Origin of the sequence: Achromobacter sp. RTa, from assembly GCF_000757485.1 — a bacterium.
In the GTDB taxonomy this organism is placed as follows: domain Bacteria; phylum Pseudomonadota; class Gammaproteobacteria; order Burkholderiales; family Burkholderiaceae_B; genus Achromobacter.
The window spans coordinates 249,485-275,176 of record NZ_JPYO01000041.1; the positions used below are offsets into that span (position 1 = coordinate 249,485).

General features: G+C 65.9%; 21 protein-coding genes. 15 read left to right on the forward strand and 6 right to left on the reverse strand.

Features of this window, described 5'->3' with window-relative positions; translation table 11 throughout:
• Positions 1-19: 19 nt before the first annotated feature.
• A complete protein-coding gene (locus JL37_RS16805; RefSeq protein ID WP_043545478.1) occupies positions 20-961 on the reverse strand; it encodes a helix-turn-helix domain-containing protein in 942 nt (313 codons plus the stop codon).
• A gap of 189 nt (positions 962-1,150) precedes the next feature.
• On the opposite strand from JL37_RS16805, the gene JL37_RS16810 reads away from it, so the two are divergent.
• The 11 genes from JL37_RS16810 to JL37_RS16860 all read left to right on the forward strand — a co-directional run bounded on the left by JL37_RS16810 (position 1,151) and on the right by JL37_RS16860 (position 12,649).
• Positions 1,151-2,518 carry an MFS transporter gene (locus JL37_RS16810; RefSeq protein ID WP_052097292.1) on the forward strand — a complete coding sequence of 456 codons (1,368 nt, stop codon included), beginning with the start codon at positions 1,151-1,153 and terminating at the stop codon, positions 2,516-2,518.
• A gap of 34 nt (positions 2,519-2,552) precedes the next feature.
• A complete protein-coding gene (locus JL37_RS16815; RefSeq protein WP_081955095.1) occupies positions 2,553-4,010 on the forward strand; it encodes an NAD(P)/FAD-dependent oxidoreductase in 1,458 nt (485 codons plus the stop codon).
• A gap of 11 nt (positions 4,011-4,021) precedes the next feature.
• On the forward strand, positions 4,022-4,996 hold the full coding sequence (locus JL37_RS16820) for an alpha/beta hydrolase (RefSeq protein WP_043545480.1): 975 nt from the start codon (positions 4,022-4,024) through the stop codon (positions 4,994-4,996).
• A gap of 36 nt (positions 4,997-5,032) precedes the next feature.
• Positions 5,033-6,190, forward strand: a complete 1,158-nt coding sequence (locus tag JL37_RS16825) for an iron-containing alcohol dehydrogenase (RefSeq protein WP_043545482.1) — start codon at positions 5,033-5,035, stop codon at positions 6,188-6,190.
• A gap of 124 nt (positions 6,191-6,314) precedes the next feature.
• Positions 6,315-7,052 (forward strand): 3-oxoacyl-ACP reductase family protein, encoded by a 738-nt coding sequence (locus JL37_RS16830; protein WP_043545484.1) that lies wholly within the window; start codon positions 6,315-6,317, stop codon positions 7,050-7,052.
• A 53-nt stretch (positions 7,053-7,105) separates the two neighbouring features.
• Positions 7,106-7,423, forward strand: a complete 318-nt coding sequence (locus tag JL37_RS16835; RefSeq protein WP_043545486.1) for a multidrug efflux SMR transporter — start codon at positions 7,106-7,108, stop codon at positions 7,421-7,423.
• A 68-nt stretch (positions 7,424-7,491) separates the two neighbouring features.
• On the forward strand, positions 7,492-8,049 hold the full coding sequence (locus JL37_RS16840; protein ID WP_081955096.1) for a TetR/AcrR family transcriptional regulator: 558 nt from the start codon (positions 7,492-7,494) through the stop codon (positions 8,047-8,049).
• 99 nt (positions 8,050-8,148) lie between these two features.
• A complete protein-coding gene (locus tag JL37_RS16845) occupies positions 8,149-8,661 on the forward strand; it encodes a sigma-70 family RNA polymerase sigma factor (protein WP_043545490.1) in 513 nt (170 codons plus the stop codon).
• Complete coding sequence (locus tag JL37_RS16850; RefSeq protein WP_043545492.1) at positions 8,658-9,641, forward strand: FecR domain-containing protein; 984 nt, start codon at positions 8,658-8,660, stop codon at positions 9,639-9,641. The genes JL37_RS16845 and JL37_RS16850 overlap by 4 nt, the downstream gene beginning before the upstream one ends.
• 149 nt (positions 9,642-9,790) lie before the next feature.
• Complete coding sequence (locus JL37_RS16855) at positions 9,791-12,271, forward strand: TonB-dependent receptor (RefSeq protein ID WP_043545493.1); 2,481 nt, start codon at positions 9,791-9,793, stop codon at positions 12,269-12,271.
• A gap of 138 nt (positions 12,272-12,409) precedes the next feature.
• Positions 12,410-12,649, forward strand: coding sequence for a hypothetical protein (locus tag JL37_RS16860; protein ID WP_043545495.1), 240 nt, complete (start codon positions 12,410-12,412; stop codon positions 12,647-12,649).
• A gap of 70 nt (positions 12,650-12,719) precedes the next feature.
• Here the strand turns inward: JL37_RS16860 and JL37_RS16865 are convergent, their stop codons facing one another.
• Positions 12,720-13,643: a LysR family transcriptional regulator gene (locus JL37_RS16865; protein ID WP_043545498.1), complete on the reverse strand. Its 924-nt coding sequence runs from the start codon at positions 13,641-13,643 to the stop codon at positions 12,720-12,722.
• 154 nt (positions 13,644-13,797) lie between these two features.
• Here JL37_RS16865 and JL37_RS16870 point away from each other — a divergent pair, with 154 nt between their 5' ends.
• Positions 13,798-16,374, forward strand: coding sequence for a penicillin G acylase (locus JL37_RS16870; protein WP_043545500.1), 2,577 nt, complete (start codon positions 13,798-13,800; stop codon positions 16,372-16,374).
• Here JL37_RS16870 and JL37_RS16875 read toward each other — a convergent pair.
• Positions 16,346-19,960, reverse strand: a complete 3,615-nt coding sequence (locus JL37_RS16875) for an ABC transporter ATP-binding protein (protein ID WP_043545502.1) — start codon at positions 19,958-19,960, stop codon at positions 16,346-16,348. The genes JL37_RS16870 and JL37_RS16875 overlap by 29 nt on opposite strands.
• 92 nt (positions 19,961-20,052) lie before the next feature.
• Here JL37_RS16875 and JL37_RS16880 point away from each other — a divergent pair, with 92 nt between their 5' ends.
• Positions 20,053-21,006 (forward strand): LysR substrate-binding domain-containing protein, encoded by a 954-nt coding sequence (locus JL37_RS16880; RefSeq protein WP_043545504.1) that lies wholly within the window; start codon positions 20,053-20,055, stop codon positions 21,004-21,006.
• 95 nt (positions 21,007-21,101) lie between these two features.
• Here the strand turns inward: JL37_RS16880 and JL37_RS16885 are convergent, their stop codons facing one another.
• From JL37_RS16885 to JL37_RS16895, 3 genes are read right to left on the reverse strand one after another with little or no spacing between them, the layout of a single operon-like run.
• Complete coding sequence (locus tag JL37_RS16885; protein WP_081955097.1) at positions 21,102-21,890, reverse strand: ABC transporter ATP-binding protein; 789 nt, start codon at positions 21,888-21,890, stop codon at positions 21,102-21,104.
• On the reverse strand, positions 21,878-22,648 hold the full coding sequence (locus tag JL37_RS16890) for an ABC transporter permease (RefSeq protein WP_043545505.1): 771 nt from the start codon (positions 22,646-22,648) through the stop codon (positions 21,878-21,880). The genes JL37_RS16885 and JL37_RS16890 overlap by 13 nt, the downstream gene beginning before the upstream one ends.
• 18 nt (positions 22,649-22,666) lie before the next feature.
• Positions 22,667-23,665, reverse strand: a complete 999-nt coding sequence (locus JL37_RS16895; protein ID WP_043545506.1) for an aliphatic sulfonate ABC transporter substrate-binding protein — start codon at positions 23,663-23,665, stop codon at positions 22,667-22,669.
• A 204-nt stretch (positions 23,666-23,869) separates the two neighbouring features.
• Here JL37_RS16895 and JL37_RS16900 point away from each other — a divergent pair, with 204 nt between their 5' ends.
• A complete protein-coding gene (locus JL37_RS16900; RefSeq protein ID WP_043545508.1) occupies positions 23,870-25,057 on the forward strand; it encodes an FAD-binding oxidoreductase in 1,188 nt (395 codons plus the stop codon).
• Positions 25,041-25,667: a HutD family protein gene (locus tag JL37_RS29755; RefSeq protein WP_052097294.1), complete on the forward strand. Its 627-nt coding sequence runs from the start codon at positions 25,041-25,043 to the stop codon at positions 25,665-25,667. The genes JL37_RS16900 and JL37_RS29755 overlap by 17 nt, the downstream gene beginning before the upstream one ends.
• The last annotated feature ends 25 nt before the right edge of the window (positions 25,668-25,692 follow it).

The window sequence follows — 25,692 nt, forward strand, 5'->3', positions numbered from 1 at the left end:
GGGCGCGGTCAGGCCGATGCTACGTCCGCCGGGCCGCACTGGGACTCATCCCGAACTTCGCCTTGAACGCATTGCTGAAGTGCGAAGAGCTGCTGAAGCCATTCGAGTACGCAATTTCCGTGATGGTGCGCTGCGCACCCTGTTTCGCCGTGATTTCGTCATGGCATCTCTGCAACCGCCGGTCCCACATCCAGTCCGCGGGAGAGGTTCCTTCCTGGCGGAATAGGTAGTGCAACAGGCGGACCGAGATTCCATGCTGTTTGGCAATGGTTTCCAGCGACAGGCCGGTCGCGGACAGGTGCATTTCGATCCATGCCTGGATAAGCCGCAACCGGGCCAGTTGATGCGTGTCGGGATCCGGACTTTGGTTGACGGCGCGATCCACCGCAAGCGCGACGATATTCAGCAGGTCTTCGCCCAGGCGCGCCTTGTCGGGGGCATCGATGACGCCGCTTTCCGCGGCCAGGCTGGCGCAGAGTTGCGCGGCAAGTTTTCCGATGCCGCTGCCGATATCGACATTGCCCGCGATGGGCGTGCCTTGCCCGGACAGCTTGCCTTTCAGGTGGGTGCGAGGAATTTCCAGGTAGAGCGCGTGGATATCGTTCAGGCACTCCAGGTCGTAGGGTTCGCCTGAGTAGAACAACGCGGCAACCGCCTGATTGGATGGCACTTCGCGACGATCCTGGTTCAGCCGCGCGTGCCCCCGCTGGAGTATCTGCAGGTAGAAGCAATCTTTGTCCAGCCGGGCCAGGTGTTGCTTGCGCCGCCGGATCACATGGCCTGACAAGGAAATATCCGTGATCGAAACCGGGCCGAAGTTCCCCTTGCGCAAGACGCCGCGGTAGTCATTGGCGTTGGGCATCTCCGCATCCAGCGCGATATAGGCGCTGCATAGAGCGTCCTGCCACATATCCCGGCGGAGTGGCAGTGCGTGCTGTTGGGCATCGAAAATCAGCTGCATCCGTCTCTCCTTTTTCTCCTCTTGCAGTCCTGAGCAAGTCGGTTGCGCTTCGGCGCAAGACATGGTGCTTTCGAGGGCGATAGTCTCTGGCTGTGCTTCGCATTTTGTTCGAAATCTTGACCTTGCTCAAGACGTCCGAACGAAAAATAGACAAGACGAACTACAGACTGGTACCAGGAGGAGGATGGCATGGCCACCAACAGCGAAATTGCCGCGCCGGCAATTGTTGTTCCCGAAGTTAAAGAGACTACGCCCAAAGAGGTCAAGCGGGTTGTTGCCGCATCCATGGCCGGAACGGTCGCGGAATGGTATGAATTCTTCATTTACGGCGTCGCCAGCACGCTTGTATTCGGGCCGCTGTTCTTCCCGAAGGTCGACAGCCCGCTTACTTCCATCATCGCTGCATTTGCGACTTACGCCGTTGGCTTTGTGGCCAGGCCGCTGGGAGGCATCGTCTTTGGCCATTTTGGCGATCGGTTGGGCCGTAAGAAGCTGTTGCAGTTCAGCCTGCTATTGGTGGGATCGTCCACTTTCTTGATGGGCTGCCTGCCAGGCTTCGCCACTATTGGGTTCGCGGCGCCGGCGCTGCTCGTGCTGTTGCGCTTCATACAAGGGTTTGCCGTCGGCGGCGAGTGGGGCGGCGCGGTTTTGCTGATATCCGAACATTCGCCCGCCCATCAGCGGGGCTATTGGGCCAGCTACCCACAATCGGCTGCCTGCATCGGCAACGTGCTGGCCTCCATCGTATTGTTCGGCCTGTCCAGTCTGCTATCCAAGGAAGCCTTTCTCGATTGGGGCTGGCGAGTGGCGTTCTGGTTGTCGGCCGGGATCGTCTTCGTCGGCTACTACATACGCCGATCCGTGGAGGATGCGCCGATTTTCCTGGAAACGTATCGGCGGCAGAAGGAATCCCGCAAGAAATCCGCTTCGCTCAAGGATGCATTGGTCGCCTATCCGCGCAAGTCGTTCTTCAGCATCCTGCTGAGAGTGGGCGAGAACACGGTGTATTACATCATCGTCGTGTTTTCGATTACCTATCTTACGGTGCATGCCAAGCTGCCTTCGCAGACCGTAATGTTCGTCATGTTCGTTGCGAACATCTTCCAGTTCTTCTCCATGTTGTTCGGCGGCTATCTGTCCGATCAAATCGGACGCAAGGCGTGTATCGGGCTCGGGTACGCCGGGCTGCTGGTTTGGGCTTTCCTGTACTTTCCGGGACTGGATTCGGGATCGAATGCGCAAATCCTGGGCGTGATCTGCCTGGGCCTGTTTTTCCAGGCGCTGTGCTATGGGCCCCAAGCCGCATATTTCGCCGAGATCTTCCCGACGGCAATGCGTTATTCGGGAGCATCGTTCTGCTATCAGATCGCGACGGTGGTGGCGGGCTCCATCGCGCCGCTGACAGCCACGATTCTGCTGCGCGATTACGACAGCACCACCCCCATTGTGGTCTACCTCGCCGGCACCGTTGTGCTTTCCTTGCTGGCGCTCGCCATGTTGTCGGAGACGAAGAATATCTCCCTGCATGACGTAGACCGTGCGCACGCCGAACGCTAGAACGTTCGATCCTGGAAACCATCAGCAGAACTCTATGATTGAAAAAATCCAGCATTTCAAGACCTTGATACTCGGCGCCGGCTTTGGCGGCCTGGGAATGGGCGCCCAACTGGTGCGCAATGACGACGAGGACTTCATCATCGTCGAAAGGTCGGGCGAGATCGGCGGCGTATGGCTCGATAACGCCTATCCCGGCGCCGCCTGCGACACGGAGGCGCATCTGTATTGCTATTCCTTCTATCCGCATTTGCGGGTCAGCCGCATGTACGCCGGACGTGAAGAGTTGTTGGGCTATATGCACCGGCTGGCCGACGCTTATGGATTGCGCGCCCATCTGCACTTGAACCAGGAGATAGGCGAGGCAAGATGGGACGACACAGCGGGGCTTTGGCGGTTCAAGGTGAATGGCGAGGAACGCTACACCTCGAAGTTCTTCGTGCCTGCCTGGGGACAGCTGAACAAACCTTCCATTCCGAGCTTCGAGGGACTGGATGCTTATCGGGGAGAGTTCTTTCACTCGGCCCGTTGGGACGGATCCGTCGATCTGGCAGGCAAGAGCGTCGCATCCGTCGGCAACGCCGCTTCCGCTGTCCAGTACGTGCCCGAGATCGCGCCCAGCGTTTCCCATCTGACCGTCTTCCAGCGCTCTGCGAATTGGATCATGCCGCGCAATCAGCAGGTGTTTACGCTGGCGCAACTGGATGAATTCGAAGCGCAGCCGGCTACCTTCGAGGCGTCACGCAGACATCTGCACGAATTCCGCGAAGCCGGTTTTCGCCGCACGCAGACGGGGAGCAGCGATCAGGCGGAGGGCAAGCGAATTGCCATAGAGCACCTGGCCAGGCAGGTAAGCGATCCGGCGTTGCGCGCGAGGTTGACTCCGGACTATGAGTTTGGTTGCAAACGCATTCTTCGCTCGGACGATTTCTATCCCGCGCTGTGCCGTCCCAACGTGACGCTGGAGGTGCGTCCAATCGCGCGTTTTGATGAAAATGGCATCGTGACGGCCGATGGCGAGACGCTTGCCTTTGACGTGGTGATTTTCGGTACCGGCTTCGCCAGCCAGGCGTTCCAGGGCGACCTTGCCGTGTATGGCCTGGAGGGAGCGGCGCTTGCGTCTGCCTGGGAAGAGGGCGCCGAGGCGTATCTCGGCATGACGGTCCCCGATTTCCCGAATATGTTTGTGGTCTATGGTCCCAACACCAACTTGAATCACAACTCGATCATTACGATGCTTGAAATACAACAGGCTTACATCATCGACGCCATCAAGGCAGCGAGCCGGGACCATGCCGCAGTGGTTGTGAAAGCGGGAGTATTTCGCGCGTTCAATGACAAGGTGCAGGCTGACATGGGCACTTCGGCGTTTTCGTCGGGGTGCTCCAGCTGGTACAAGAACAGGGCCGGGAAGGTCATCAACAATTGGTCCGGCACGGTGGATCAGTATCGCGTCGCCGCGCAATGGGATGCGGCCGATTATCTCTGGATCTAGGCGGGCTTTCCATGGACGATCCACAGCGTATTCCTTTGTCCTCGGTCGCGCCGGATGCCCGAGGATCGATACAGATGTTTCGCGACAACGGCGAGATTTCCTTTCAGGACGTGCCTCTGGAACTGGCGCGCGAGAATTACCTTCGTGCTTGTGCGGCCAATGGTTTGCCAGGACTTGATTTGCCGTTGGTGCGAGACCATTCCGTGCCGTCCCGGGATGGAACGTTGCGCGTTCGGGAATACCGCAGCGGCGCGCAGGGTAAGGCGCCGGCCATCTTGTTCTTGCATGGCGGAGGCTGGGTCATCGGCAACCTGGAGACGCATGACGGGCTGTGCAGATTACTCGCCAAGGAAAGCCAGGCGACGGTATTCTCCGTGGATTATCGCCTTGCGCCCGAACATCCGTTTCCGGGGCCGTTGGATGATTGCATCGCAGCGCTGCAGTGGCTGTCCTCCAATGCCGATGCGCTTGATGTCGACCTGGCACGCCTGGGGCTGGCCGGCGACAGCGCCGGTGGCAACCTGGCTGCCGTCTTGGCGAATGAGGACAGGCTCAGGCCCGAGGGCTGCTCGCCGCGGGCGCAGGCATTGTTCTATCCGGTGACGGATCTACGCTGCAGGACTTCGTCGTATCGCCGCATCGTCTCCGGTTTCCCGCTTACCGCGGGGTCGATGCGTTGGTTCCGGGGCCACTATGTCGGTTCTGAAGGTACGTTCGACGACCCGCGCTTGTCTCCCTTGCTGGCGCCGAGGCTGTCGCGCGCCCCGTTGTTCCTGCTTAGCTGCGGTCTTGATCCGTTGGCGGACGAAGGCGTGGCCTATGCCGCCCGGGCAATCGAGGGCGGCGGCCGTGTCGAACATCATCATCTTCCGGCCCATGCGCACGGGATCCTCACGTCTGCGGGCCGCATCGAAACCGGACGGGCGATGGCGCTTCGTGCCGCGCGGTTCCTGCGAGACACGCTACATCAAGGCACGGGCGAATGACGCGCGGCGCGCCTTTCTTTCACTACATAACACGACATGACCTCGTTTCAATTTCAGACTGTCCCTACCGTCATCTCCGAATTCGCTGCGGCTCGCCGCCTGGGAGGGCTGCTGCGCGCGCAGTATCCTGGCCTGACGCGGGTGTGCGTCGTGACCGATGCCTTCCTGTACAAGAGCGGGCTGCTCGAACCGGCGCTGGCTGACCTGGCAAGGTGCGGTTGGGAGGCCACCGTCATCGACGACGTGATCGCCGATCCGCCGGAGTCCATCGTGCTCGAGGCAGCAGGCCGCGCACGCTCGGCTTGCGCCGAGCTTGTCCTGGGCCTGGGCGGCGGTTCGTCGATGGATGTGGCAAAGCTGTTGGCCGTCCTGCTGGCTGGAGGGCAGGATATCAAGAGCATGTACGGCGTCGGGAAGGTGACCGGCCCGCGCCTGCCCTTGGTACAGATGCCCACCACGGCCGGCACGGGGTCGGAAGTGACGGCGGTGTCGATCGTCACCACAGGCGCGACCACCAAGATGGGCGTCGTGTCGCCGTTTCTGCTGGCCGACCTTGCCATTCTGGACGCCGAGCTTACCCTGGGCTTGCCACGAGCGGCCACTGCGGCGACGGGTATCGACGCCATGGTGCACGCCATTGAGGCGTATACCTCGGCGCACCTGAAGAATCCGCTGTCCGACATGCTGGCCATCCGCGCCCTGGAGTTGTTGTCGCGTCATCTATTGCCTGCCTGCGAAGACGGCGCGAACCGCGAAGCGCGGGAGGGCATGCTGCTTGGAGCGATGTTGGCGGGCCAATCGTTTGCCAATGCGCCGGTGGCGGCCGTGCATGCGCTGGCCTATCCGATCGGCGGCATCTTCCATGTGGCGCATGGCCTTTCGAACTCGCTGGTGTTGCCACAGGTATTGAAGTTCAACGCGCCCGTTGCATATGCGCGCTATGCCGAACTGGCCCAGGCCGTCCTGCCTGGCGTTACGGGCAGTGCCTCGTCAAGGTCCGATGCGCTGATTTCGTACCTCGAGGATCTCATCGCGGCTACGCGCATTCCACGCACGCTGCGCGAAGTAGGAGTCGGCGAGGCCGACCTGCCTGTCTTGGCAAATGAAGCCATGCGGCAGACGCGCCTGCTCGTCAACAATCCCAGGGAAGTTACCGAAGCCGACGCGCTGGCAATTTATACGGCGGCTTGGTAGGGAGGGAGGCCGTCTTCAGCAAAGGAATAGGCGGGCGGGGCGGCGCACGATTCAACGGTTCTTGACGGGGAATTCCAGTTCGCATACTCTTTTTGAAACGATCGGTATAAAAGTAGTCGTCGGTATGGAATTCAAAGGCAAGGTCGCCCTCGTCACGGGGGGTACGCGCGGCATCGGCGCCGCCATCGTTCGAAGGCTCGCACAAAAGGGGGCCGACGTTGCCTACACCTACGCCAAGTCGGAGCAGGCGGCAAAAGAGCTTGCCCGAGAACTGGGTGCAAGTGGGATCAAGGCTCTGGCCATCAAGGCGGACAGCCGCGACCCGCTTGCCGTCCGGGCGGCGGTGCAGCGGACCGCCAGCGAGCTCGGCGGACTGGACATACTCGTCAACAGCGCCGGCGTGTTTCCCTCCGGGCCGATTGAGGAAGCCACGCTCGAAGAGATCAACGACACCTTGGCGATCCACGCGAGGGCGGTCTTCGTGGCCTCCCAGGCCGCGCTTGCCCATATGGGGGCCGGCGGGCGCATCATTTCCATCGGCTCCTGCTTCGCTCAGCGGGTGCCTTATGGCGGGGTGACCCTCTACGCGATGAGCAAATCCGCCCTGATCGGTTTCACCAAGGGCCTGGCCCGCGAGGTTGGCGCGCGGGGCATTACGGTCAATATCGTCGACCCGGGGTCGACCGACACCGATATGAATCCTGCCGACGGCCCCACGGTCTCGGCCGAACTGGAGCTCATGGCGGTCAAGCGCTATGCCGAGCCGGAGGAGATCGCGGCCGCCGTCGGGTATCTCGCTGGGGCCGAAAGCCGATTCATCACCGGCGCATCGCTCGCGATCGATGGAGGCTTCACGGCGTAGCGCGCGCAGGTCGGAAGGAATGCGGCCGCAATCGGGATTGAACGGGGATTCGGATGGCTTGGGTATTATTGGTTCTGGCAGGCCTGCTTGAAATCGTCTGGGCATTGGCGCTCAAGCAGGCAGATGGATTGACGAGGTTCTGGCCGAGCCTGGTCGGTGTAAGCGTGGCCATGCTGAGCCTCGTGCTGCTCGGCCTGGCCCTCAAGCACCTCCCGGTGGGCACGGCCTATGCCATTTGGGTGGGTATCGGAGCCTTTGGCGTGGCGGTTTTCGGAACATTGCTGCTCGGCGAGCACATGTCATCGGCCAAGCTGCTGTTCCTGGGGCTGATCGGGGTTGGCGTGGCGGGTCTGCGGATGATTGAATCGTGAGTGCTGGCGGTAAAACCAAATCGGCTCGCGCCCCGAAAATCGGGCGGCCGAAGGAATTCGACAGGGACATGGCGTTGCTTGCGGCCATGCGAACCTTCTGGGCGCAAGGCTACGAAGGCACGTCGGTCCAGGATCTGGTCGAGGCCACGGGCGTCAACAAGCCCAGCCTTTATTCGACCTTCGGCTGCAAGGAAGAGATTTTCCGTGAGGCCGTCGCCCTCTACGACCGGGTCGAGGGGCGAGCCACGTCACTGAGCCTCAGCCAAGCCAGTACCTCGCGCGAGGCCGTCGAAACCATGCTGCGGTCGAACGCGCGGGCCTATACCGTCGACGAGGGGCCGCGCGGCTGCATGATCGTGCTGTCATCGCTGCTTGGCGCTCCCGAAAACGAGCGGGTGCGCGCATTTCTTGCGGCCAATCGGCTGGACGGGGAAACGATGCTGAGGGACCGCCTTGCGCAAGGCGTCGCGGAGGGAGACCTTCCGTCTTCCGCGGACGTCGATCAGCTTGCCGCCTTTTACACCACCGTTCTCGAAGGGCTTTCCGTCCAGGCGCGTGACGGCGCTTCCGCTGAGAAGCTCAATATGGTCATCGACGCCGCGATGCTGGCCTGGCCGGGCGAGTGACTCGCGGCGAGCGTGGTTCCCGCCCGACTTTGCGCAACCGGGGCAATGATCATCTACAATTGGAAATCATTCCCATTAGCGTTTAAATAAAAGGCCCACGTGCACCCTGTCGACTATGCGTCCTCGGACGAATTTGTCAGCCTGTACCGCGAGCATCACCGCTGGCTCGTGCAGATGCTGCGCCGCCGGCTCAACGGCAACGCCGAGAACGCCGCCGATTTGGCGCACGACACCTTCGAGCGCGTCATGCGCAGCGAGTCGCGCGTGGCCTTCGCCGAGCCGCGAGGCTTCCTTACCACCGTCGCCAAGCGCCTGTTGATCGATCAGTCGCGCCGCCGCGCCATCGAACAGGCCTATCTGGAAACGCTGGCCGCGCGTGGCGAAGACGTCGAATCTAGCCCCGAGACGCACGTGCTGGTGGTGGAAGCCCTGGATGCCGTGTGCCGCATGATGGAACAACTGCCGCCGCGGGTGCGGCGGGTCTTCGTGCTGGCGCAGGTCGAGGGGCTGCCCTACCTGGAGATCGGGCAGGCGCTCGGCATCTCGGTGCAGGCCGTGCAGCGCGACATGGTGAAGGCCTGGCAGCATTGCTACGCGGTGCTGTACGCATGAGCGCCGCGCAGGCCGAACGGCTGCATCCCGACATCATCGAGCAGGCGGCGCAGTGGATGATGCGCACCGCCGACGCGCCCGACGCGGCCACCGAGGCCGCCTGTGTCCAATGGAGGCAGGCCGATACCCGCCATGAACTCGCGTGGCAACGCCTGCAAGGCATCAGCCGGGACCTGGACGCCGCCACGGGCGCCAAGGCTTCCAGGACGGCGGCAGGGGAAACCATCCTGCGCTATTGCGACCAGCGTTCGCGTCGCAGCGCGCTGAAATGGGTGGTGGGCGGCATCGGCCTGGGCACGCTGGGATGGGCGGGTTGGCGGCAGGGCCTATGGGACGGGCCCGGTGTCTATCGCACCGCAATCGGCGAGCAGCAAGTCATGACGCTGCCGGACGGCACGGTCCTGACCATGAACACGGATTCGGCCGTGGCGCTGCGCTACGACTCACTGATGCGCCGCATCGACCTGCGCAGCGGCGAGATCCTGGTCGCCACGGCGGCCGATGCCGCCGGACGCCCCTTTAGCGTGAAGACGCCGAACGGCCTTCTGACGCCGTTGGGCACCCGCTTTGCCGTGCGGCAGATGGACGACAGCGGCGGCGCTACGCGGATCTCCGTATATGAAGGGGCCGTGAGGGTGGAGCCCGCCGCGCGGGCGCAGTCGGCATGGGTCGTCCATGCGGGCGAGCAGGCGGAATTCGATCGTCTCGCGTTGTCGCCCGCCACGCCGGCAGAGGGCGCCGGGCCCGCCTGGAGCGCCGGCATGCTGGTGGCGAACCGCATGCGGCTGGATCGATTCCTGGCCGAACTGGGACGCTACCGCGCCGGGATCCTGCGGTGCGACGCCGACGTGGCGGACCGCGAAGTCACCGGCGCGTTTCGCATCGACGACACCGGCAAGGCGCTCGAGGTGCTGGCCAGCGCGCTGGGGCTGACGCTGAGGTATCGCACGCGCTACTGGGTCAGCGTCGGCCGTGCCTGAACAGGCCTGGTCGGATGCATTGTCCGGCGGCCGCGCGGAATATTTGTAACGGCATCGAAGATTATCGGATCTGGTTCGTTAGACACAGAGACAGGCCTCGAGGCGCCCGAGGTCCGGTCATTTCATTCGACGAACCAGGAAATCCAGTCATGGCACCACGTCATCCCTTTTTCCATGCTGCCGAGCCTTCGCCCTCGCGGGGACGCCCGGCGCGCTTGCGCCTCGCCGCCCATCTTGCGCTGGCGGCAGTTCCTCTCGCCACGCCCGCCGTTGCATGGGCGCAGTCCGCCACCACGGAAAGCGTGGTTTTCGCCATTGCGCCCGCGCCGCTGGATGTGGCGCTTGGCCAATTCGGCGTCGCCGCCCAAGTCACAGTGGCGGCTTCGCCGGCGTTGACGCGCGGAGTGCAGACGCAGGGCCTGTCGGGCCGCTACACGGTTGAACGGGGGCTTGCGCGGCTGCTGGACGGCACGGGGCTGCAGGCCGTGGCCAACGCCAATGGCGAGGGTTACCACTTGCGTCCGCTTCCGCAAGCCACGCCGGGCGTGTCGACGCTGGCGCCGGTAACGGTCACGGGCGCCTTCGACGACGCCGTCACGGAGGGCTCCGGCAGCTATACCAGCGGGGTCGTGACCATCGGCAAGGGCGTGCAGACCTTGAAGGAGATCCCGCAGTCCGTCACGGTCGTGACTCGCCAGCGCATGGACGACCAGAACGCGAATACGCTGGACGACGTGCTGGCCAATAGCACCGGCATGACGCTCTACAAGAGCCCCATGGGCGGCAACTACGTGTTTTCGAGGGGCTTCCGGGTCGACAGCTACCAGTTCGACGGAGTGAACCGCGAGTTCTACTACCCCCAGGCGAATAGTTTCACCAGCACCACCGTGATCCTGGACCGCGTGGAAATCATCCGCGGCGCCACCGGCCTGCTGCAAGGGGCCGGCTCGCCCAGCGCGGCGGTCAACCTGGTGCGCAAGCGGCCGCTGGCCGAAAACCAGCTTCAAGTCATGGCCAGCGGCGGCTCATGGGACAACTACCGGGCGGACATCGACTCCACCGGCCCCTTGAATGGATCGGGCTCGCTGCGCGGCCGGGCGGTGGTCAGCTACAACGACAGCAACGATTTCTACGACGTGGCTAGCAGCCGCAATGGCGTGTTGTACGGCGTCCTGAGCTACGATCTGGGGCCCGCCACGACCTTGACGGGCGGCATCAGCTACGAGGAGCTGCGGTCGACGCCGTTCTTCCACGGCCTGCCTCATTACGCCAACGGCGACGACATCGGACTGAAGCGGTCGACCTCGCTGGCCCAGGACTGGAACCGCTGGAACGGCAAGCAGACATCCGCGTTCGCCGAGCTGGCGCATCGCTTCGACCAGGATTGGTCGCTGCGCCTCACCGCCACCTCCACCCAGGAATCGAACGATTCGAAGTACGCTTTCACCGAAGGCGCGGTCGATCCGGCAACCGGTCTCGGGCCGACCATGTACGCCGGCATCTTTGATTTCTCGACGCACAACAAGGCGCTCAATCTGGACGTGGACGGCGCGTTCCAGGCGCTGGGCCGCAAGCACACGCTCAGCGTGGGCGCGAGCTTCAACGACCTGACCAGCAAGAACGATTTTGCGACGGCGCGCCTGAACCGGGCGGTGAACGTCTGGAATCCGGACCATCACACGCCGGAGCCGTCCGACGACTGGTTGCGCGAGAATGCCTACCGGGGCACGGCGACCATCATCAAGATGAAGCAGACCGGCGTCTACGGCGTCGGCCGCTTCAGCCTGGCGGACCCGCTGACGCTGGTGGCGGGCGCGCGAGTCAGCTGGTACGAAAATACCGGCAGCTACCGCGACGGCGGCGGCAAATACACGGACCCCTACAAAGAGAATGGCGTCGTCACGCCCTATGGCGGCCTGATCTACGCGTTCAATCCCCAGTGGTCCGGCTACGTCAGCTTCGCGCAGATTTTCGAGCCGCAGAACTCGCTGGACGCGTCCGGCAAGGTGCTGGATCCCATCCTGGGCACGAACTATGAAGCGGGCATCAAGGGCGAACTGCTCGACGGCCGGGTGAACACGTCCCTGGCCTTCTTCCGCATCGACCAGAAGAATCGGGCGCAGCAGGACCTGACCGGCACATGCTCGGTGGGCGACATCTGCTATTTTTCCAGCGGCAAGGTGCGCAGCCAGGGGATCGACGCCGAGATCAGCGGCGAGGTGGCGCGCGGCTGGCAACTGTTCGCGGGCTATACCTTCAACACGCTGAAGTTCCTGGACGACACGGATGTCTCGACCACCAACTTCGGCCGCACGGTTACGCCCAAGCATATTCTGCGCCTCTGGTCGGAATACCGCCTGCCGGGCGAGTGGTCCGCCTGGACGCTGGGCGGAGGCGTGAACTACCAGAGCGGCAGCTATACCGAAACGCGTTCAGTGCGGGTGTCGCAAGCGTCGTACGCCGTATGGAATGCGCGGGTCGGCTACCAGATCAACAAGAACTGGTCAGCGGCCTTGAACGTGAACAACCTGTTCGACAAGACGTACTACCAGACCATCGGCGCGCCGGGCTGGGGCAGCTTCTATGGCGACCCGCGCAATGCGACCCTGACGGTGCGGGGAGTCTTCTGACTTTACAGCCCCATTTCCAACGTCAAAGTTGTAGTCTGACACTATTTGGGAACGCCTCGTATTGCGAGTAAGGTGTGAAATGAAGGCCTCGATTATCCGGCACCCTCGGCCTGTGCCGCCAGCAGGAACCAGAGCATCATGAAACCGTTTCGCCCAGCCCTGCGGCCCATCCTTCTCGCAATCGCGTGCGCGTCGATCGCCGCATGCGCGGGCAGTCCGCCCCAGCAAACCGATCTGGACTACCGGAGCCGGCCGTCTCCCAAGACGCCGGCCCCGGGTTCCTCGGGCCAACGCCTGACCATACAGTCCGGCGAGGGAGAGCGGTTGAATCTTCCGTGGTTCATCCAGGATACGCAGGACTGGATCAACAGCAATTGATCGCCGCCCATCCTCGTCCGCAGTCCGGCGGACAGCGCATCTGGCCAGGCCAAATCCCGCAACCGCCCATCTAAGGCTTCGCCCTGAACGACGCGAAGCCATCCCAGCACGCCCGCGTGAAATCGTACAGGGCGTCCTGCGCCGTCAAGGGCGTGCGGCCCGCCAGCCGGGCCAGCGCATAGTGGCCCTGGCGCTGCGGATCGGGCGGGATGGGCACTTCAGCCAGCTGCCCGGCGTCCTGGTGCCGGCGGGTGACGCAGATCACGCCCAGCAGCAGGGTGTCCGAGCACAGCGCCAGCTCGACCAGCGCCTCCAGGTTTTCGCAGCGGTGGGTGATCATCTGCTCGGGCGCCCCGCCGGGCCCCAAGGTTTCCGCCAGCCGCAGCGATACTTCGGGGCTGAGCGTGCTGGAGGCCACGGGGTACTGGCGGATCTGTTCGATGCCGGAGCGCCTGTGGGCCAGGATGGGATGGCTCTTGCGGCAGACCAGGCCGGCCCGCAGCGGGGGCAGGGGGCGGGTCTCCAGATCGGCCGCCTCATAAAGCATGCGGGCGTCGCACACCATGGCGTCGATGCGCTCGGCGCGCAGCATCTCCAGCAGGGCCGCGGTGGCGCCCAGCTCGACGCCGACGCGCACCTGCGGGTGGCGCTCGGCCATGTGGATAAGGAAGGGCGACAACAGCAGCGACGCGGGCGTGGGGCTCAACCCGATAGCCAGCGTGCCCGACTCGCCGCTATGCAGGGTCTTGAGTTCGCGTTGCAGCTCCGCTTCCTCGAAGCGCATGCGGCGCGCGCGTTCGGCCACGCAGGCGCCGTAGGGCGTCAGGCGCACGCGGCGCGTGCCGCGGTCCAGCAGGGGCAGGCCCAATTCGGCTTCCAGCGCCTGGATGCTGCGGCTGAGCGCCGGCTGCGACAAGTTGACCGCGTCCGCCGCGCGCGAATAGGTGCCGTGCTCCACCACGGCGAGCAGATGCTTGAGTTTCTGGAAGTCCATGTTTCCAATGCATGAATACTATGAAATAAATGCATTGGAATTATAGATGGGCTGTTCGTATGATGATCCGCAGACGGCGCCCGCAAGAGGCGCCGCAACCCGCGCCCGGGACTCGCACCGTGGCGCGGCTCGTCAAACACGGAGACAGATTCGAATGAAGCAGCACTTGTTGTCGGCCGCTATCCTGGCGGCCTGCGCGGCCATGGGCGCCCAGGCCCAGGAAGCCCAGCACATCCCCCGGAAGCATGCAGAAACCGCGGTTCGCCCCGCTGGCGCCGCAAGCGGGCAGGTCACGATCCGGCGCGACGGCTATGGCATGCCGCATGTCTACGCCAATACCGTCTATGGCATCTTCTACGGCTATGGCTACGCCGTCGCGCAGGACCGCCTGTTCCAGATGGAGATGGCGCGGCGCAGTACCCAGGGCCGCGTGGCGGAGGTGCTGGGCCAGTCCATGGTGGGCTTCGACAAGTCCATCCGCGGCAATTTTTCGCCGGAGCGCATCCAGCGCCAATTGGCCGCGCTGCCCGCCTCGGAACGCCAGATACTGGACGGCTACGCGGCCGGCATGAACGCCTGGATCGCGCGCGTGCGGGCCGAACCCGGCAGCCTGATGCCCAAGGAATTCAACGACCTGGGGTTCAAGCCGGCCGACTGGACGGCCTATGACGTGGCGATGGTGTTCGTGGGCACCATGGCCAACCGCTTTTCCGACGCCAACAGCGAGATCGACAACCTGGCGCTGCTGACCGCGCTGAAGGACCGGCATGGCGGCGAGCGCGCCATGCAGATCTTCAATCAGCTGCGCTGGATGACCGACAGCCGCGCGCCCATCACGGTGCCGGAGGAAGAGGGCGTCTATCGCCCCGAGGGCGGCAAGCCGCCGCCCAGGCTGTCCTACGCCTTGCCGCGCTACGACGGCACGCCGCCCATGCTGGAGCGCGTGGCGCGCGATGCGCAGACCCGCGGCGTGCTGGATGAATCCCCGGCTGGCGCGCGGGAAGTGCTGCTGGCGCAATTCGCCGAATCCGGCCAGCCGGGCATCGCTGGCTTCCCCACCACCAGCAATATGTGGATCGTGGGGCGAGACCATGCCAAGGACGCGCGTTCCATCCTGTTGAACGGCCCTCAGTTCGGCTGGTGGAATCCGGCCTATACCTATGGCATCGGCCTGCACGGCGCGGGGTTCGACGTGGTGGGCAACACCCCCTTCGCCTATCCCAGCATCCTGTTCGGCCACAACGCCCACGTGACCTGGGGCTCCACCGCGGGCTTCGGCGACGACGTGGACATCTACGCCGAAAAGCTGGACCCTGCCGACCGCACGCGCTACTTCCACGACGGCGAGTGGAAGACGATGGACAAGCGCACGGAACTCATCCTGGTCAAGGATGGGGAGCCCGTGATGATGGACGTGTACCGCACGGTGCACGGCATCGTCACCAAGTTCGACGAAAAGCAGAACGTCGCCTACGCCAAGGCGCGCGCCTGGGAGGGCTACGAGCTGCAGTCCCTGATGGCCTGGACGCACAAGGCGCAGTCGCGCAACTGGGATCAATGGAGGCAGCAGGCCGCGCGCCACGCCCTGACCATCAACTGGTATTACGCGGACGACCGCGGCAACATCGGCTACGCGCACACGGGCTTCTATCCCAAGCGCCGTCCGGGCCACGACCCGCGCCTGCCGGTTCCCGGCACCGGCGAGATGGACTGGGACGGCATGCTGCCGTTCGCGACGAATCCTCAGGTCTACAACCCGCGCCAGGGCTTCATCGCCAATTGGAACAACCAGCCCATGCGCGGTTATCCCTCCACCGATCTTTTCGCCATCGTGTGGGGGCAGGCCGACCGCTACGCCGAGATCGAGACCCGCCTGAAAGCCATGACCGCCGATGGCGGCAGGGTCAGCGCGCAGCAGATGTGGGACCTGATCCGTACCACCAGCTACGCCGACGTCAACCGCCGGCACTTCCTGCCCTTCCTGCAACAGGCGGTGCAAGGCCTGCCGGCCGACGACGCGCGCGCCCGGCTGGTCGCGGGGCTGGCGTCCTGGGACGGCATGGGAACGAGCGAAAAGCAGGCCGGCTACTACGACAACGCAGGGCCGGCAGTGATGGACGCGTGGCTGCGCGCCATGCTCAAGCGCACGCTGGCCGACGAGATGCCGGCCGACTTCTTCAAGTGGTACAGCGCCACGGGCTACCCCACGCCCGCGGCTCCCGCTACGGGGTCCGTCAACCTGACGGTGGGCACGAAGGTGCTGTACAACGCGCTGGCCGGGCGTGATGCCGGCGTGCCGCAGCAGTACGACTTCTTCAACGGGCAACCCGCGCAAGCCATGACGCTCGCCGCGCTGGACGATGCGCTTGCCGCCTTGCGCAAGGCCTATGGCGATGACCCCGCCGGCTGGCGCGTCCCGGCGCCGCCCATGGTGTTCGCGCCCAAGAACTTCCTGGGCGTGCCGCAGGCGGACGACAAGGCGGTGCTGAGCCATCCCGCCACGCAGAACCGCGGCACCGAGAACAACATGACGGTGTTCGACGCCCGGGGCGTGCGCGCGGTGGACGTGGTGGCGCCGGGGCAGAGCGGCTTCGTCGCCCCGGACGGCACGGCCTCGCCCCATACCCGCGACCAGTTCGATCTGTACACCAGCTTCGGCAGCAAGCGGGTCTGGTTCACGGATGCGGAAGTGCGGGCCAACGCTAAGTCGGTAGAGACGTTGCGCTACTGAGCGCGTACCCGCCCTGGTGGCTGGCCAGGCGCGCATAGACCCCTTGCCGCTTCAGCAGCTGGTCGTGCGTGCCGGCCTCCGCCAGGGCGCCGCGCTCCAGCACCAGGATGAGGTCGGCGTCGCGGATCGTCGAGAGACGGTGCGCGATGACCAGCGTGGTCCGATGCCGCATCAGCACGTCGAGCGCGCCGCGCACCTGCATTTCGGACAGCGTGTCCAGGTGCGAGGTGGCTTCGTCCAGGATCAGCACCGGCGCGTTCTTCAGGAAGGCGCGGGCGATGGAGATGCGCTGGCGCTGGCCGCCTGAGAGCTGCATGCCGCGCTCTCCCACCCGAGTGGCGATGCCGTCGGGCAGGCTGCGCACGAAGTCCGCCAGCGCGGCCTGTTCCAGCGCGCGCGCCAGTTCCTCGGGGCTGGCCTCGGGCCGGGCCAGGCGGATATTGCCTTCCAGCGTGTCGTTGAACAGATAGGTGTCCTGCGTGACGAGCGCCACGCGTTCGCGCAGGCCGTCCAGCCGCAGTTGCCGCACGTCGATCCCGTCCAGCTTCACCGCGCCTTCGCGCGGGTCCCAGAAGCGCAGCAGCAGGCTGGCCACGGTGCTTTTGCCCGCGCCCGATGCGCCGACCACGGCGACCGTGGCGCCGGCCGGGACCTGGAAGCTCAGGTCGCGCAAGGTGTCTTCGCGCTTGCCGGGATAGGCGAAGCTGACGTGCTCGAACGCCAGCGACAGGCCGTAGGCTGCTGCAGGCGCCGCCAGCGGGCCGTCGGTGACCGGTTCGGGTTCGTTGGCCACCACGTGCAGGCGGCGGGTGGCGGCGATGGTGTCCGCCAGCTGGCGGCTGACCTGGGAGATTTCCGATACCGGAAGGAAGGTGGCCAGCGCGATCAGCACCAGCAGCGGCAGCATGCTGGCCGATAACGCGCCGGCGGCGACCTGCAGGGCGCCCACGACCGCCACGGCCAGGCCGCCCAGCCCCATCGCCACCTCGAACCAGGCGGTCTGCCGGGACAGATCGCGCAGGATGTCCAGGCGGCGGACGCGGTACCGGTCGGCCACCAGCAGGAACTCATCGCGACGGCGGCCCGTGGCCTGGAAGGCGGTGAGGTCGGCCAGGCCCTGGATGGTGTCGGTGGCGTGCGCGCTCATTTCACCCAGCGCGTGCCGGGCCTTGTCGCCCAGCGCATCGACCTTGCTGCGCCCGCGCACCGGCGACACCAGCGCATAGGCCAGGAAGGGCAGCAGCGCCAGCGCCACCGGCCAGCTGTAGACGCCCAGGAATCCCAGCACGGACAGCGGCACCAGCACCGAGACGATGGCGGGCGCGATGGTGTGGGCATAGAAGTACTCCACCATCTCCACGTCTTGCGTGGCCAGCGCCACCAGGTCGCCGGAGCGGCGCTGCAGCAGATAGGCGGGCGCCAGCCGCTCCAGCTTGTCGTAGAGCTTGACCCGCATGTCGGCCAGCAGCTGGTAGGCCATGGCGTGGGCCAGCCAGGATTCCAGCCAGTGGAACAGCGCGGCCAGGGGCGCGGTGATCAGCAGGCCGACGACCAGCGAAGAAACGTCGCGCCCGTCGCGGATGGCGGCGACGATCAGCGCGCTGAAGATACCCACGCCGATGAAGGCGGCTACCCGCGCCACGCCCAGCAGGATGGTGGCCGCCAGGGTGCCGCGCCACGGGCGCACCACCGACAGCAGCGTGCCCAGCGTGTCGCGCCAGCCGACCTGGGCGGCGTCCGCGTCCAGGGCGCGCAGCGCCGGCCCTTGCGTGCCCGGGCCGTCCCCGGATGTGTCGGTTCGGGGGGCGGGAGGGGAGGCGTTCGCGGCGGCGGGGCTGCCGGCCGCGGGGTTCCGGTGCGCCTCGGCCTGCTCGCGCATCAGGCTGTGGTACAGGCCGCCTTGCTCCATCAGCGCGGCGTGCGTGCCGGCTTCCACGACCCGCCCCTGGTCCAGCACCAGGCAGCGGTCGGCGCCGATGACGCTGGCCAGCCGATGGGCCAGGATCAGCGTCGTGCGGCCGGCCATCAGCCGGTCCAGGGCCTGCTGGATCAGCGCTTCGTTCTCCGTGTCCACCGAGGACAGCGCTTCGTCCAGGATGAGAATGGGGGCGTCGCGCAGCAGGGCGCGGGCGATCGCCACGCGCTGGCGCTGGCCGCCGGACAATTGCAGGCCGCGTTCGCCGATGCGGGTGGCGTAGCCGTCGGGCAGCGCCATGATGAAGTCGTCGATATTGGCGGCGCGGGCGGCGGCGCGCACCTGTTCGTGCGTGGCGTCGGGGCGGCCCAGCCGCAGGTTGTCGTCGATGGTGCCGTGGAACAGCGTGATGTCCTGGCTGACCAGCGCGATGTGCGACAGCAGGGCCTGCGTATCGAGCCCGTTCACGTCATGGCCGCCGACCCGGATGGTGCCCGACTGCGGCACGCATTCGCGCAGCAGCAGGCGCACGATGGTCGACTTGCCCGCGCCGCTGGGCCCGACCACGCCGACGCGTTCGCCCGCCGCAATGCGGAAGGCCAGCCCCTGGTGCGCGCGGCGTTCGGGCGTGTAGGAGAACGCCACGTCGTCGAATTCGATGGTGGGCGCCAGCCGCGCCGGTGCGCCGCCGGCCGCGCGCGCGTCGGGCGCGGGCGTCAAGGGCTGGGCGTCTATCAAGGCATGGATGCTGACGGCCGCCGATTGGCCCAGCATGCCCCGGTGCAGCACCGAGCGCAGGTCGCGCAGCGGGCGGAAGATTTCGGTGCCGGCCATCAGCACGATCAGCAGCGCCTCCACGCTCATGTCGCCGGCGGCCACGCGCCAGGCGCCCAGCGTCAGGGCCAGCGCCGCGCCCAGGGCCACGCCCAGGTCGCTGATGCCGCGCGTCAGCAGGCTGACCGACAGCACCCAGAAGGTGTTGTCCGAGAGGCTGCGGGCGCGGGCGGCCAGCCGCTGGCCCCAGGCCTTGCCCTGGCCGTAGGACTTCAGCGTGGGCAGCCCCTGCACCGCGTCGAGGAAATCCTCGCCGAAATCGTTCAGCGAGCGCGTGCGGGCCAGGCTGGCGCGGCGGTCCAGCATGTGCACGGCCATGGGGCCGAACAGCGCGAACAGCGCGGCCGCCAGGAAGACCAGGGCGGTCGGCACGTCCCAGAACGCGATCACGGCGAAGATTGCGAAGGGCGCCGCCGCCGCGATGGCCACCTGAGGAAGGTACTGGCCGAAGAAGGTCTGCAATTGCTCGACGCCGTCGACCACCGTCAGCATCACACCGCCCGTGCGCTGGTTGGCGAACCAGGCCGGGCCCAAACTGACGATGCGGTCGTAGAGCCGGCCGCGCAGCGCCTGCTGCACCTCGGCCGAGCTGCGGTTGGCCTGCACGGTGCGCCAGTGGTCGAAGCCTGCGCGCAGCAGCACCATCGCGGCCACGTACAGCGCGGGGGCGATCCAGTCCTGCCATGGCGCGCCCTCGAACACACGGGCCAGCAACTGGCCCAGGAACACGTAGCGCGCGATGCCCGCGGCCAGGGCCAGCAGGCCCAGGAATATGCCGCCCGCCATGCCGGCGCGCAGCCCCTCGGTCAGACGCCAAAGCCGTGAATCGAAATACATTGCAATCTCCTTCCAGAGCTTGCATGGTCCCCCATACCGCAGGGCGGCGAAAGCGATAGTTTTTCAATAAGAGGTTGAGATAAACTCAACCCATGCCTGATCTGCCCAACCGCACGCCGCCGCTGGCCGCGCTGCGCGCCTTCGAAGCCGTGGCCCGCCTGGGCAGCCTCAGCCGTGCCGCCGCCGAACTCAACGTGACCAAGAGCGCCGTCAGCCACCAGCTGCGGGCGCTGGAGGCCGATCTGGGCGTCACGCTGCTGCGCCGGGGCGGCACGGTGCGACGCGCCGAGACCACCGGCGCGGGCGCCGATCTGCTGGCGTCGGTGCAACAGGCCTTGACCCTGCTCGAGACCGCCTGCCGCAATGTCCGGGCGACGGCCCGCGGCAGGCGGCGGTATACCCTGAACGTGTCGGCCAACCCGTCGCTGGCCGCCCTCTGGCTGGCGCCGCGCATCGGCCGGTTCATCGAATTGCACCCCGACATCGACATCCAGGTCTATCTGCACGCCAGCCAGGATCCGGCCTGGAAGAGCCAGGACATCGACCTGGCCTTCCTGCACGTGCGCGCCATGGGTCCGCACAACGCCGAGCCTGGAGACATCCCGCTCATGACGGAGACGGTCGTGCCGGTCTGCAGCCCCGCGCTGGTTCCGGAGGCCGACCGCGGCGATCCGCGCATCTTCACGCGCCACCGCTGGCTGGAGGAGAAGCACATCGACAGCCCCGAGACCGACTGGCGCACCTGGAGCCCGCGGCTGGGGCTGGCCGAATCCGACTGGCAGGAGCCCATGGTGCTGAGCGGCATGAGCACGATCGCCGCTGCGGCCGCAGCCGGGGTGGGCATCGCGCTGGGGCGGGCGCCGCTGATCGACGAGGAACTGGCCAGCGGCCGGCTGGTGCCTCTGGTGCCGCAGCTGCGCATGGCGGGGTCCTGGGGGTATGTGATGAGGATTCAGCCGAACCGGCCGATGGATGCTTCGCTGCCGGCGCTGGTGGAATTCCTGGCCGCGGAAGGGCGCAGCCCCGGCGCATGGCAGAATCCGTAGCGCGGGGCACGGGCGCAAAGAAACCGCCCCTGGCCGGCGGACGGCAAGGGGCGGAATCGGGAGCCTCGCAAGGCCTCTTCGATTCGGGAGATGCCCTACACGGCCAGTTCCATGCTGCGCGTGACTTCCTCTTGCACGCGCTCCCAGATGGCCCGCTTCAGTTCCACGAAGCGGGGCGACAGCTGCACATCGGCGCTGCGTGGATGGGGCAGGTCGTTGTGGATGTCCTGCACGATGCGTCCGGGCTTGGAGCCCATGACGGCCATCCGGGTGGACAGGGTCAGCGCCTCGTCGATCGAATGCGTGATGAAGACGATGGTCTTGCCGCTCTGTTCATAGATGGACAGCAGCTGGTCCTGCAGCACCTGCCGGGTCATGGCGTCCAGCGCGGCGAAGGGTTCGTCGAACAGCATCACGGCAGGATCGTTGGCCAGCACGCGGGCGATCGACACGCGCTGCTTCATGCCGCCCGACAGCGCGTGCGGATACTTGTCCGCCGCCTGCTTCAGCCCGACCATCTCGATGTACTTGCGCGCGATGGGCGCGCGTTCCTGGCGGGACATGCCGCGCATCTTCAGGCCGAACTCCACGTTCTCCTGGACGGTGCGCCAGGGGAATAGCGCGTATTGCTGGAACACCATGCCGCAGGCGGCGGTCACGTCGGTCACCGGCTTGCCGTTGACGGCGATGCTGCCGCTGTCGGGCGCGATGAAGCCGGCCATCAGGTTCAGCAGCGTGGACTTGCCGCAGCCGGACGCGCCCAGCAGCACGAGGAATTCGCCGCGCCGGACCTCCAGGTCGACCTTGTCGAGCACGGTGATGCCGCCGTAGGACTTGGAAACGCCGGCAAGGCGGATCATCGTATCGTCGCTCATCGTTGCCATGACAGCACCCATCGTTCAAGTAGACGCAAACACAGATCGGTCACCAGCACGGTGAAGCTGATCAGGACCATGCCGAGCACCACGGTGTCGGTCTGGAAGAACTCCTTGCCGTTCATGATCATGAAGCCCAGGCCTTCCTTGGACGCCACCAGCTCGGCCGAGATGACGCAGGTCCAGGACAGCCCCAGGATGATCTTCATCCCGGACAGGATCTGCGGCAGACAGCCCGGGAACAGCACTTCGCGCATGACCTGCCATCGGTTGGCGCCCAGGTTGCGGGCGGCCCGCACCAGCACGGGATCGATGCTGCGGGTGGCTTCCATCACGTAGAGCAGGGCGGGCACGAAGGAGCCCATGAAAACGATGCTGTACTTCTGCGTTTCGGTGATGCCGAACCACAGCAGCGACAGCGGGATCCAGCTCATGGACGGCAGCGGGCGCAGGAAGGAAATGATGGGATCGAAAACGGCGCGCGCCACCTTGGACGTGCCGAGCAGGATGCCCAGGGGGATGGCCACGGCGACGGCCGCCATGAAACCCACCATGACACGCCGGGTCGAGGCCAGCACGTTGTAGAACAGCGTGCCCTGGTCCGACATGGACAGGGCGCGCGCCAGGACCTGGGAGGGCGCGGGCAGGAATATCGGATCCACCGCGCCGGCGCGGCACAGGGCTTCCCAGCACAGCAGGAAACCCAGCAGCGATAGCGCGCTGACCCAGATCAGCCGCGTTTCCCGTGAAGACGAACGTATGGACATAGGCGGACGGTCCCGTGCTTAGAGGTACGAGACCTGGACCCAGTCCTTGACCTTGGGCGCGCGGTCGATCTGCTTGAGCGAAACCAGCATCTCCGCGAGCTTCTGCATGCCGCTGACGAAATTGCCGGGATCCACCATCAGCGCCTTCTGGTCGGCCGCGGAATACCACTGCGTCTGCTTGATGACGGCCAACTGGTCTTCCTTGGACAGGCCCGTCAGTTCCAGCAGCACGCCCGCGGCTTCCTCGGGCTGTCCGCTCAGCATGGCGTTGGCTTCGAACACCGCCCGCAGGAACTTGCGCACCGCATCGGGATCGTCCTTGCCCAGCTTGGCGCGCGTGAGCAGGACATCCGGGCCGGGCGTGATCGCATATTGCTTGTAGAGCGAGAAGGCAGTGTCGTCCAGCAGCACATGGGTGCCCGGCACGGCCTTGATGCGGTCGAAGGCCGGGGTCCAGGCAACGGCCGCGTCGATCTGCTTGCCCTGGTAGGCCGACAGGATGTTGGTGGCGGGCAGGTTGATGATGGACACGTCCTTGTCCGGGTCCAGCCCGGCCTGGCGCAGCACGTCCAGCAGCAGCACGTGGGCGCTGGAAGCGTAGGTGACGCCGATCTTCTTGCCTTTCAGGCCGGCGACGGACGTAACGTCCTCGCGCACCAGCACCCCTTCGGCGCGGCCGAAGTTGTTGGGCGTGGCGATGACCTGGAACTGGCGCGCGCCCGCGGCCATCAGGGCCAGCGACGACACCACGCCGGTGCCGGCCAGATCGACGTTGCCCGCCATCACCGCGCTCATGCGGTCGGAAGAGGTCGCGAAGCTCTGCCATTTGATGTCCAGCCCCTGTTTGGCGAACAGGCCGGTCTTCATGGCGATGTAGGCCGAATAGTGGCCCAGCCAGGCAGAGCCGCCGTAGGTATACGAGGGCGTGGCCGCGCGGCCGATCATGGGAAATCCGAGGACGCTTGCGCCCGCCAGTGCCGCGGTGCGCGCCAACATGGCGCGGCGGTTCATGTTCATAGTATTCCCCTACGTGAATGTAGATTGACTGATGGATGTCATGTCACCGGCGCTCTTGGGGCGCGGCAGACGTGACTTTCGCCTGTACATCGGCCGGCGGCGTGAATATAAGCAGCAGCGATGGTCAGATTTCGCCGGGCTTATATTGCGGCGGCTCCGGAAGGCGGGGTTCACACTCGCGCCACTTGTCCTTGGAGCCTTGTCTTGAAAAGCTATGACGTGATCGTGATTGGTGCCGGCGTGATCGGCAGTTCCGTGGCCTTCCACCTTGCGGAGCTCGGTGCGAAGAACGTGCTGGTGCTTGATCGGGCGACGATCGGCGCGGGCACTACATCGCAGTCCTCCGGCATTCTGCGCACGCATTACTCGGTGCGCGAGAACGTGGAGCTGGCGCAGCGCTCGTGGGGCGTGTTCAACGATTTCGCCAACTATGTCGGCGACGAAGAGGCCTCGTGCGGCCTGGTCAAGTGCGGCTATCTCATCAGCGCGGCGAACGACGGCAAGCTGGAGCCGCTGCGCAGCGCCCTGGCGCAACAGGTGCGGCAGGGCATCGCGCTGGAAATGCTGACCCCCGCCCAGGCCCGGGAACTGCTGCCGATAGCGTCGTTCGACGATGCCGCGCTGATCGGTTTCGAGCCCGATGCGGGCTTCGCCGACGCCTATCTCGTGGCCACCAGCTTCGCGCGCGGCGCGCGCCGCCGCGGCGTCACCATCCGCGAGAACGTCGACGTGCGGGGCCTGCTGGTCGAGAACGGCCGGGTCGCTGGAGTGTCCACCTCGGAAGGCGACTACGCCAGCCCGCTCGTCATCAGCACGCAGAACATCTGGACGTCGGAACTGGCGGCCTGGACGGGCGTGCCCATGCCCGTCGTGCCGGAGCGCCACGCCGTGCTGGCGCTGGAGTGCGAGCAGGCGCCCTATACCTATTCCATGCCCGTCTACAAGGACCTGGCGTCGCCGGGAATGTTGTACTGCCGCAGCTATGGCGGCAACCAGATGCTGGTGAGCGAGGGCGTCGTCGGCGAAAAGCTGCAGCAAAGCGAGACCGAGCAGGGCGACATTCCGCTGGACTACGTTGCCGAGGTCGGCGCCCAGGTGGCCGAGCGCTTCCCCGCGTACGAGACGGCCGGCCTGGCCTCTTCCTGGACGGGGGTGTACGACGTCACTCCCGACTGGAATCCCGTGCTGGGCCGCGTCGGCGGCGTGGCCGGCCTGATCGTGGGATTCGGCTTCTCGGGCCATGGCTTCAAGCTGTCGCCTACCGTGGGCCGGGTGCTGGCGCAGGAAGCGCTGGGCCTGCCTACCGATGTGTCGCTCGCGCCGTACGGCATCGGCCGTTTCCAGAGCGGCGCGCTGCTTACCGGGAAGTACGGCCTTGGCGCAGTGTCCTGATCCCGCGCCCGCCGGGCCCGTCAACTGGGTTGCGCTGCCGCCCGAGCCCTGGAAGAACGGAGCGGGCTCGACCCGCACGCTGGCCGCGGACGGCGCCAAGCGCTGGCGCGTCAGCATCGCCGATATCGATCGCGATGGCCCGTATTCCCGCTTTCCCGGCTATGACCGCGTATCGGTCGTGCTGTCGGGGCAGGGCGTGGAATTGCGCGGCGAGGGCGCGCCGGTCCTGCTCCGGCACGGGGTGCCCGCCGGATTCGCGGGCGAGGCAGCCTTCCAGTCCCGTCTGCTGGGCGAGCCGGTGCGCGTGTTGAACCTGTTCGTGTTGCGTGGCGCGGCGTCGGCCCGCGTGCACGCCATCGGAGTAATGGCCGCGGCGCTGTCGGCGGGCGGGCTGCGCGGCCCGGCGCGGACGATACGGCTGGTGGTGGCGCTGCGTCCTGGCCGCCTGCGCGGCGAGGGGGTGGACGCGCCGCTGGCGGCGGGGGAGTTTGTCTTGGTGGAGGCCGACGGCGACGCCGGCGCGGCGTTCACCCCCGAGGTTGGCCCGCCGGCCGGCGGCCTCGCTGCCGTGGCGCTGGATATCCGGATCGCCGCGCAGGCCTGTACCTGAAACCGTTTGCGCCGCGTGCCGGGTC

Bases quoted from the DNA above. Each gene is read 5' to 3' on its own strand.
- JL37_RS16880 (WP_043545504.1), top strand. From the start codon at position 20,053: ATGCCTGATCTGCCCAACCGCACGCCGCCGCTGGCCGCGCTGCGCGCC.
- JL37_RS16815 (WP_081955095.1), top strand. From the start codon at position 2,553: ATGATTGAAAAAATCCAGCATTTCAAGACCTTGATACTCGGCGCCGGC.
- JL37_RS16835 (WP_043545486.1), top strand. From the start codon at position 7,106: ATGGCTTGGGTATTATTGGTTCTGGCAGGCCTGCTTGAAATCGTCTGG.
- JL37_RS16885 (WP_081955097.1), bottom strand. From the start codon at position 21,890: ATGGCAACGATGAGCGACGATACGATGATCCGCCTTGCCGGCGTTTCC.
- JL37_RS16805 (WP_043545478.1), bottom strand. From the start codon at position 961: ATGCAGCTGATTTTCGATGCCCAACAGCACGCACTGCCACTCCGCCGG.
- JL37_RS16850 (WP_043545492.1), top strand. From the start codon at position 8,658: ATGAGCGCCGCGCAGGCCGAACGGCTGCATCCCGACATCATCGAGCAG.
- JL37_RS16830 (WP_043545484.1), top strand. From the start codon at position 6,315: ATGGAATTCAAAGGCAAGGTCGCCCTCGTCACGGGGGGTACGCGCGGC.
- JL37_RS16875 (WP_043545502.1), bottom strand. From the start codon at position 19,960: ATGTATTTCGATTCACGGCTTTGGCGTCTGACCGAGGGGCTGCGCGCC.
- JL37_RS16895 (WP_043545506.1), bottom strand. From the start codon at position 23,665: ATGAACATGAACCGCCGCGCCATGTTGGCGCGCACCGCGGCACTGGCG.
- JL37_RS16855 (WP_043545493.1), top strand. From the start codon at position 9,791: ATGGCACCACGTCATCCCTTTTTCCATGCTGCCGAGCCTTCGCCCTCG.
- JL37_RS16810 (WP_052097292.1), top strand. From the start codon at position 1,151: ATGGCCACCAACAGCGAAATTGCCGCGCCGGCAATTGTTGTTCCCGAA.
- JL37_RS16890 (WP_043545505.1), bottom strand. From the start codon at position 22,648: ATGTCCATACGTTCGTCTTCACGGGAAACGCGGCTGATCTGGGTCAGC.
- JL37_RS16825 (WP_043545482.1), top strand. From the start codon at position 5,033: ATGACCTCGTTTCAATTTCAGACTGTCCCTACCGTCATCTCCGAATTC.
- JL37_RS16865 (WP_043545498.1), bottom strand. From the start codon at position 13,643: ATGGACTTCCAGAAACTCAAGCATCTGCTCGCCGTGGTGGAGCACGGC.
- JL37_RS16860 (WP_043545495.1), top strand. From the start codon at position 12,410: ATGAAACCGTTTCGCCCAGCCCTGCGGCCCATCCTTCTCGCAATCGCG.
- JL37_RS16840 (WP_081955096.1), top strand. From the start codon at position 7,492: ATGGCGTTGCTTGCGGCCATGCGAACCTTCTGGGCGCAAGGCTACGAA.
- JL37_RS16820 (WP_043545480.1), top strand. From the start codon at position 4,022: ATGGACGATCCACAGCGTATTCCTTTGTCCTCGGTCGCGCCGGATGCC.
- JL37_RS16870 (WP_043545500.1), top strand. From the start codon at position 13,798: ATGAAGCAGCACTTGTTGTCGGCCGCTATCCTGGCGGCCTGCGCGGCC.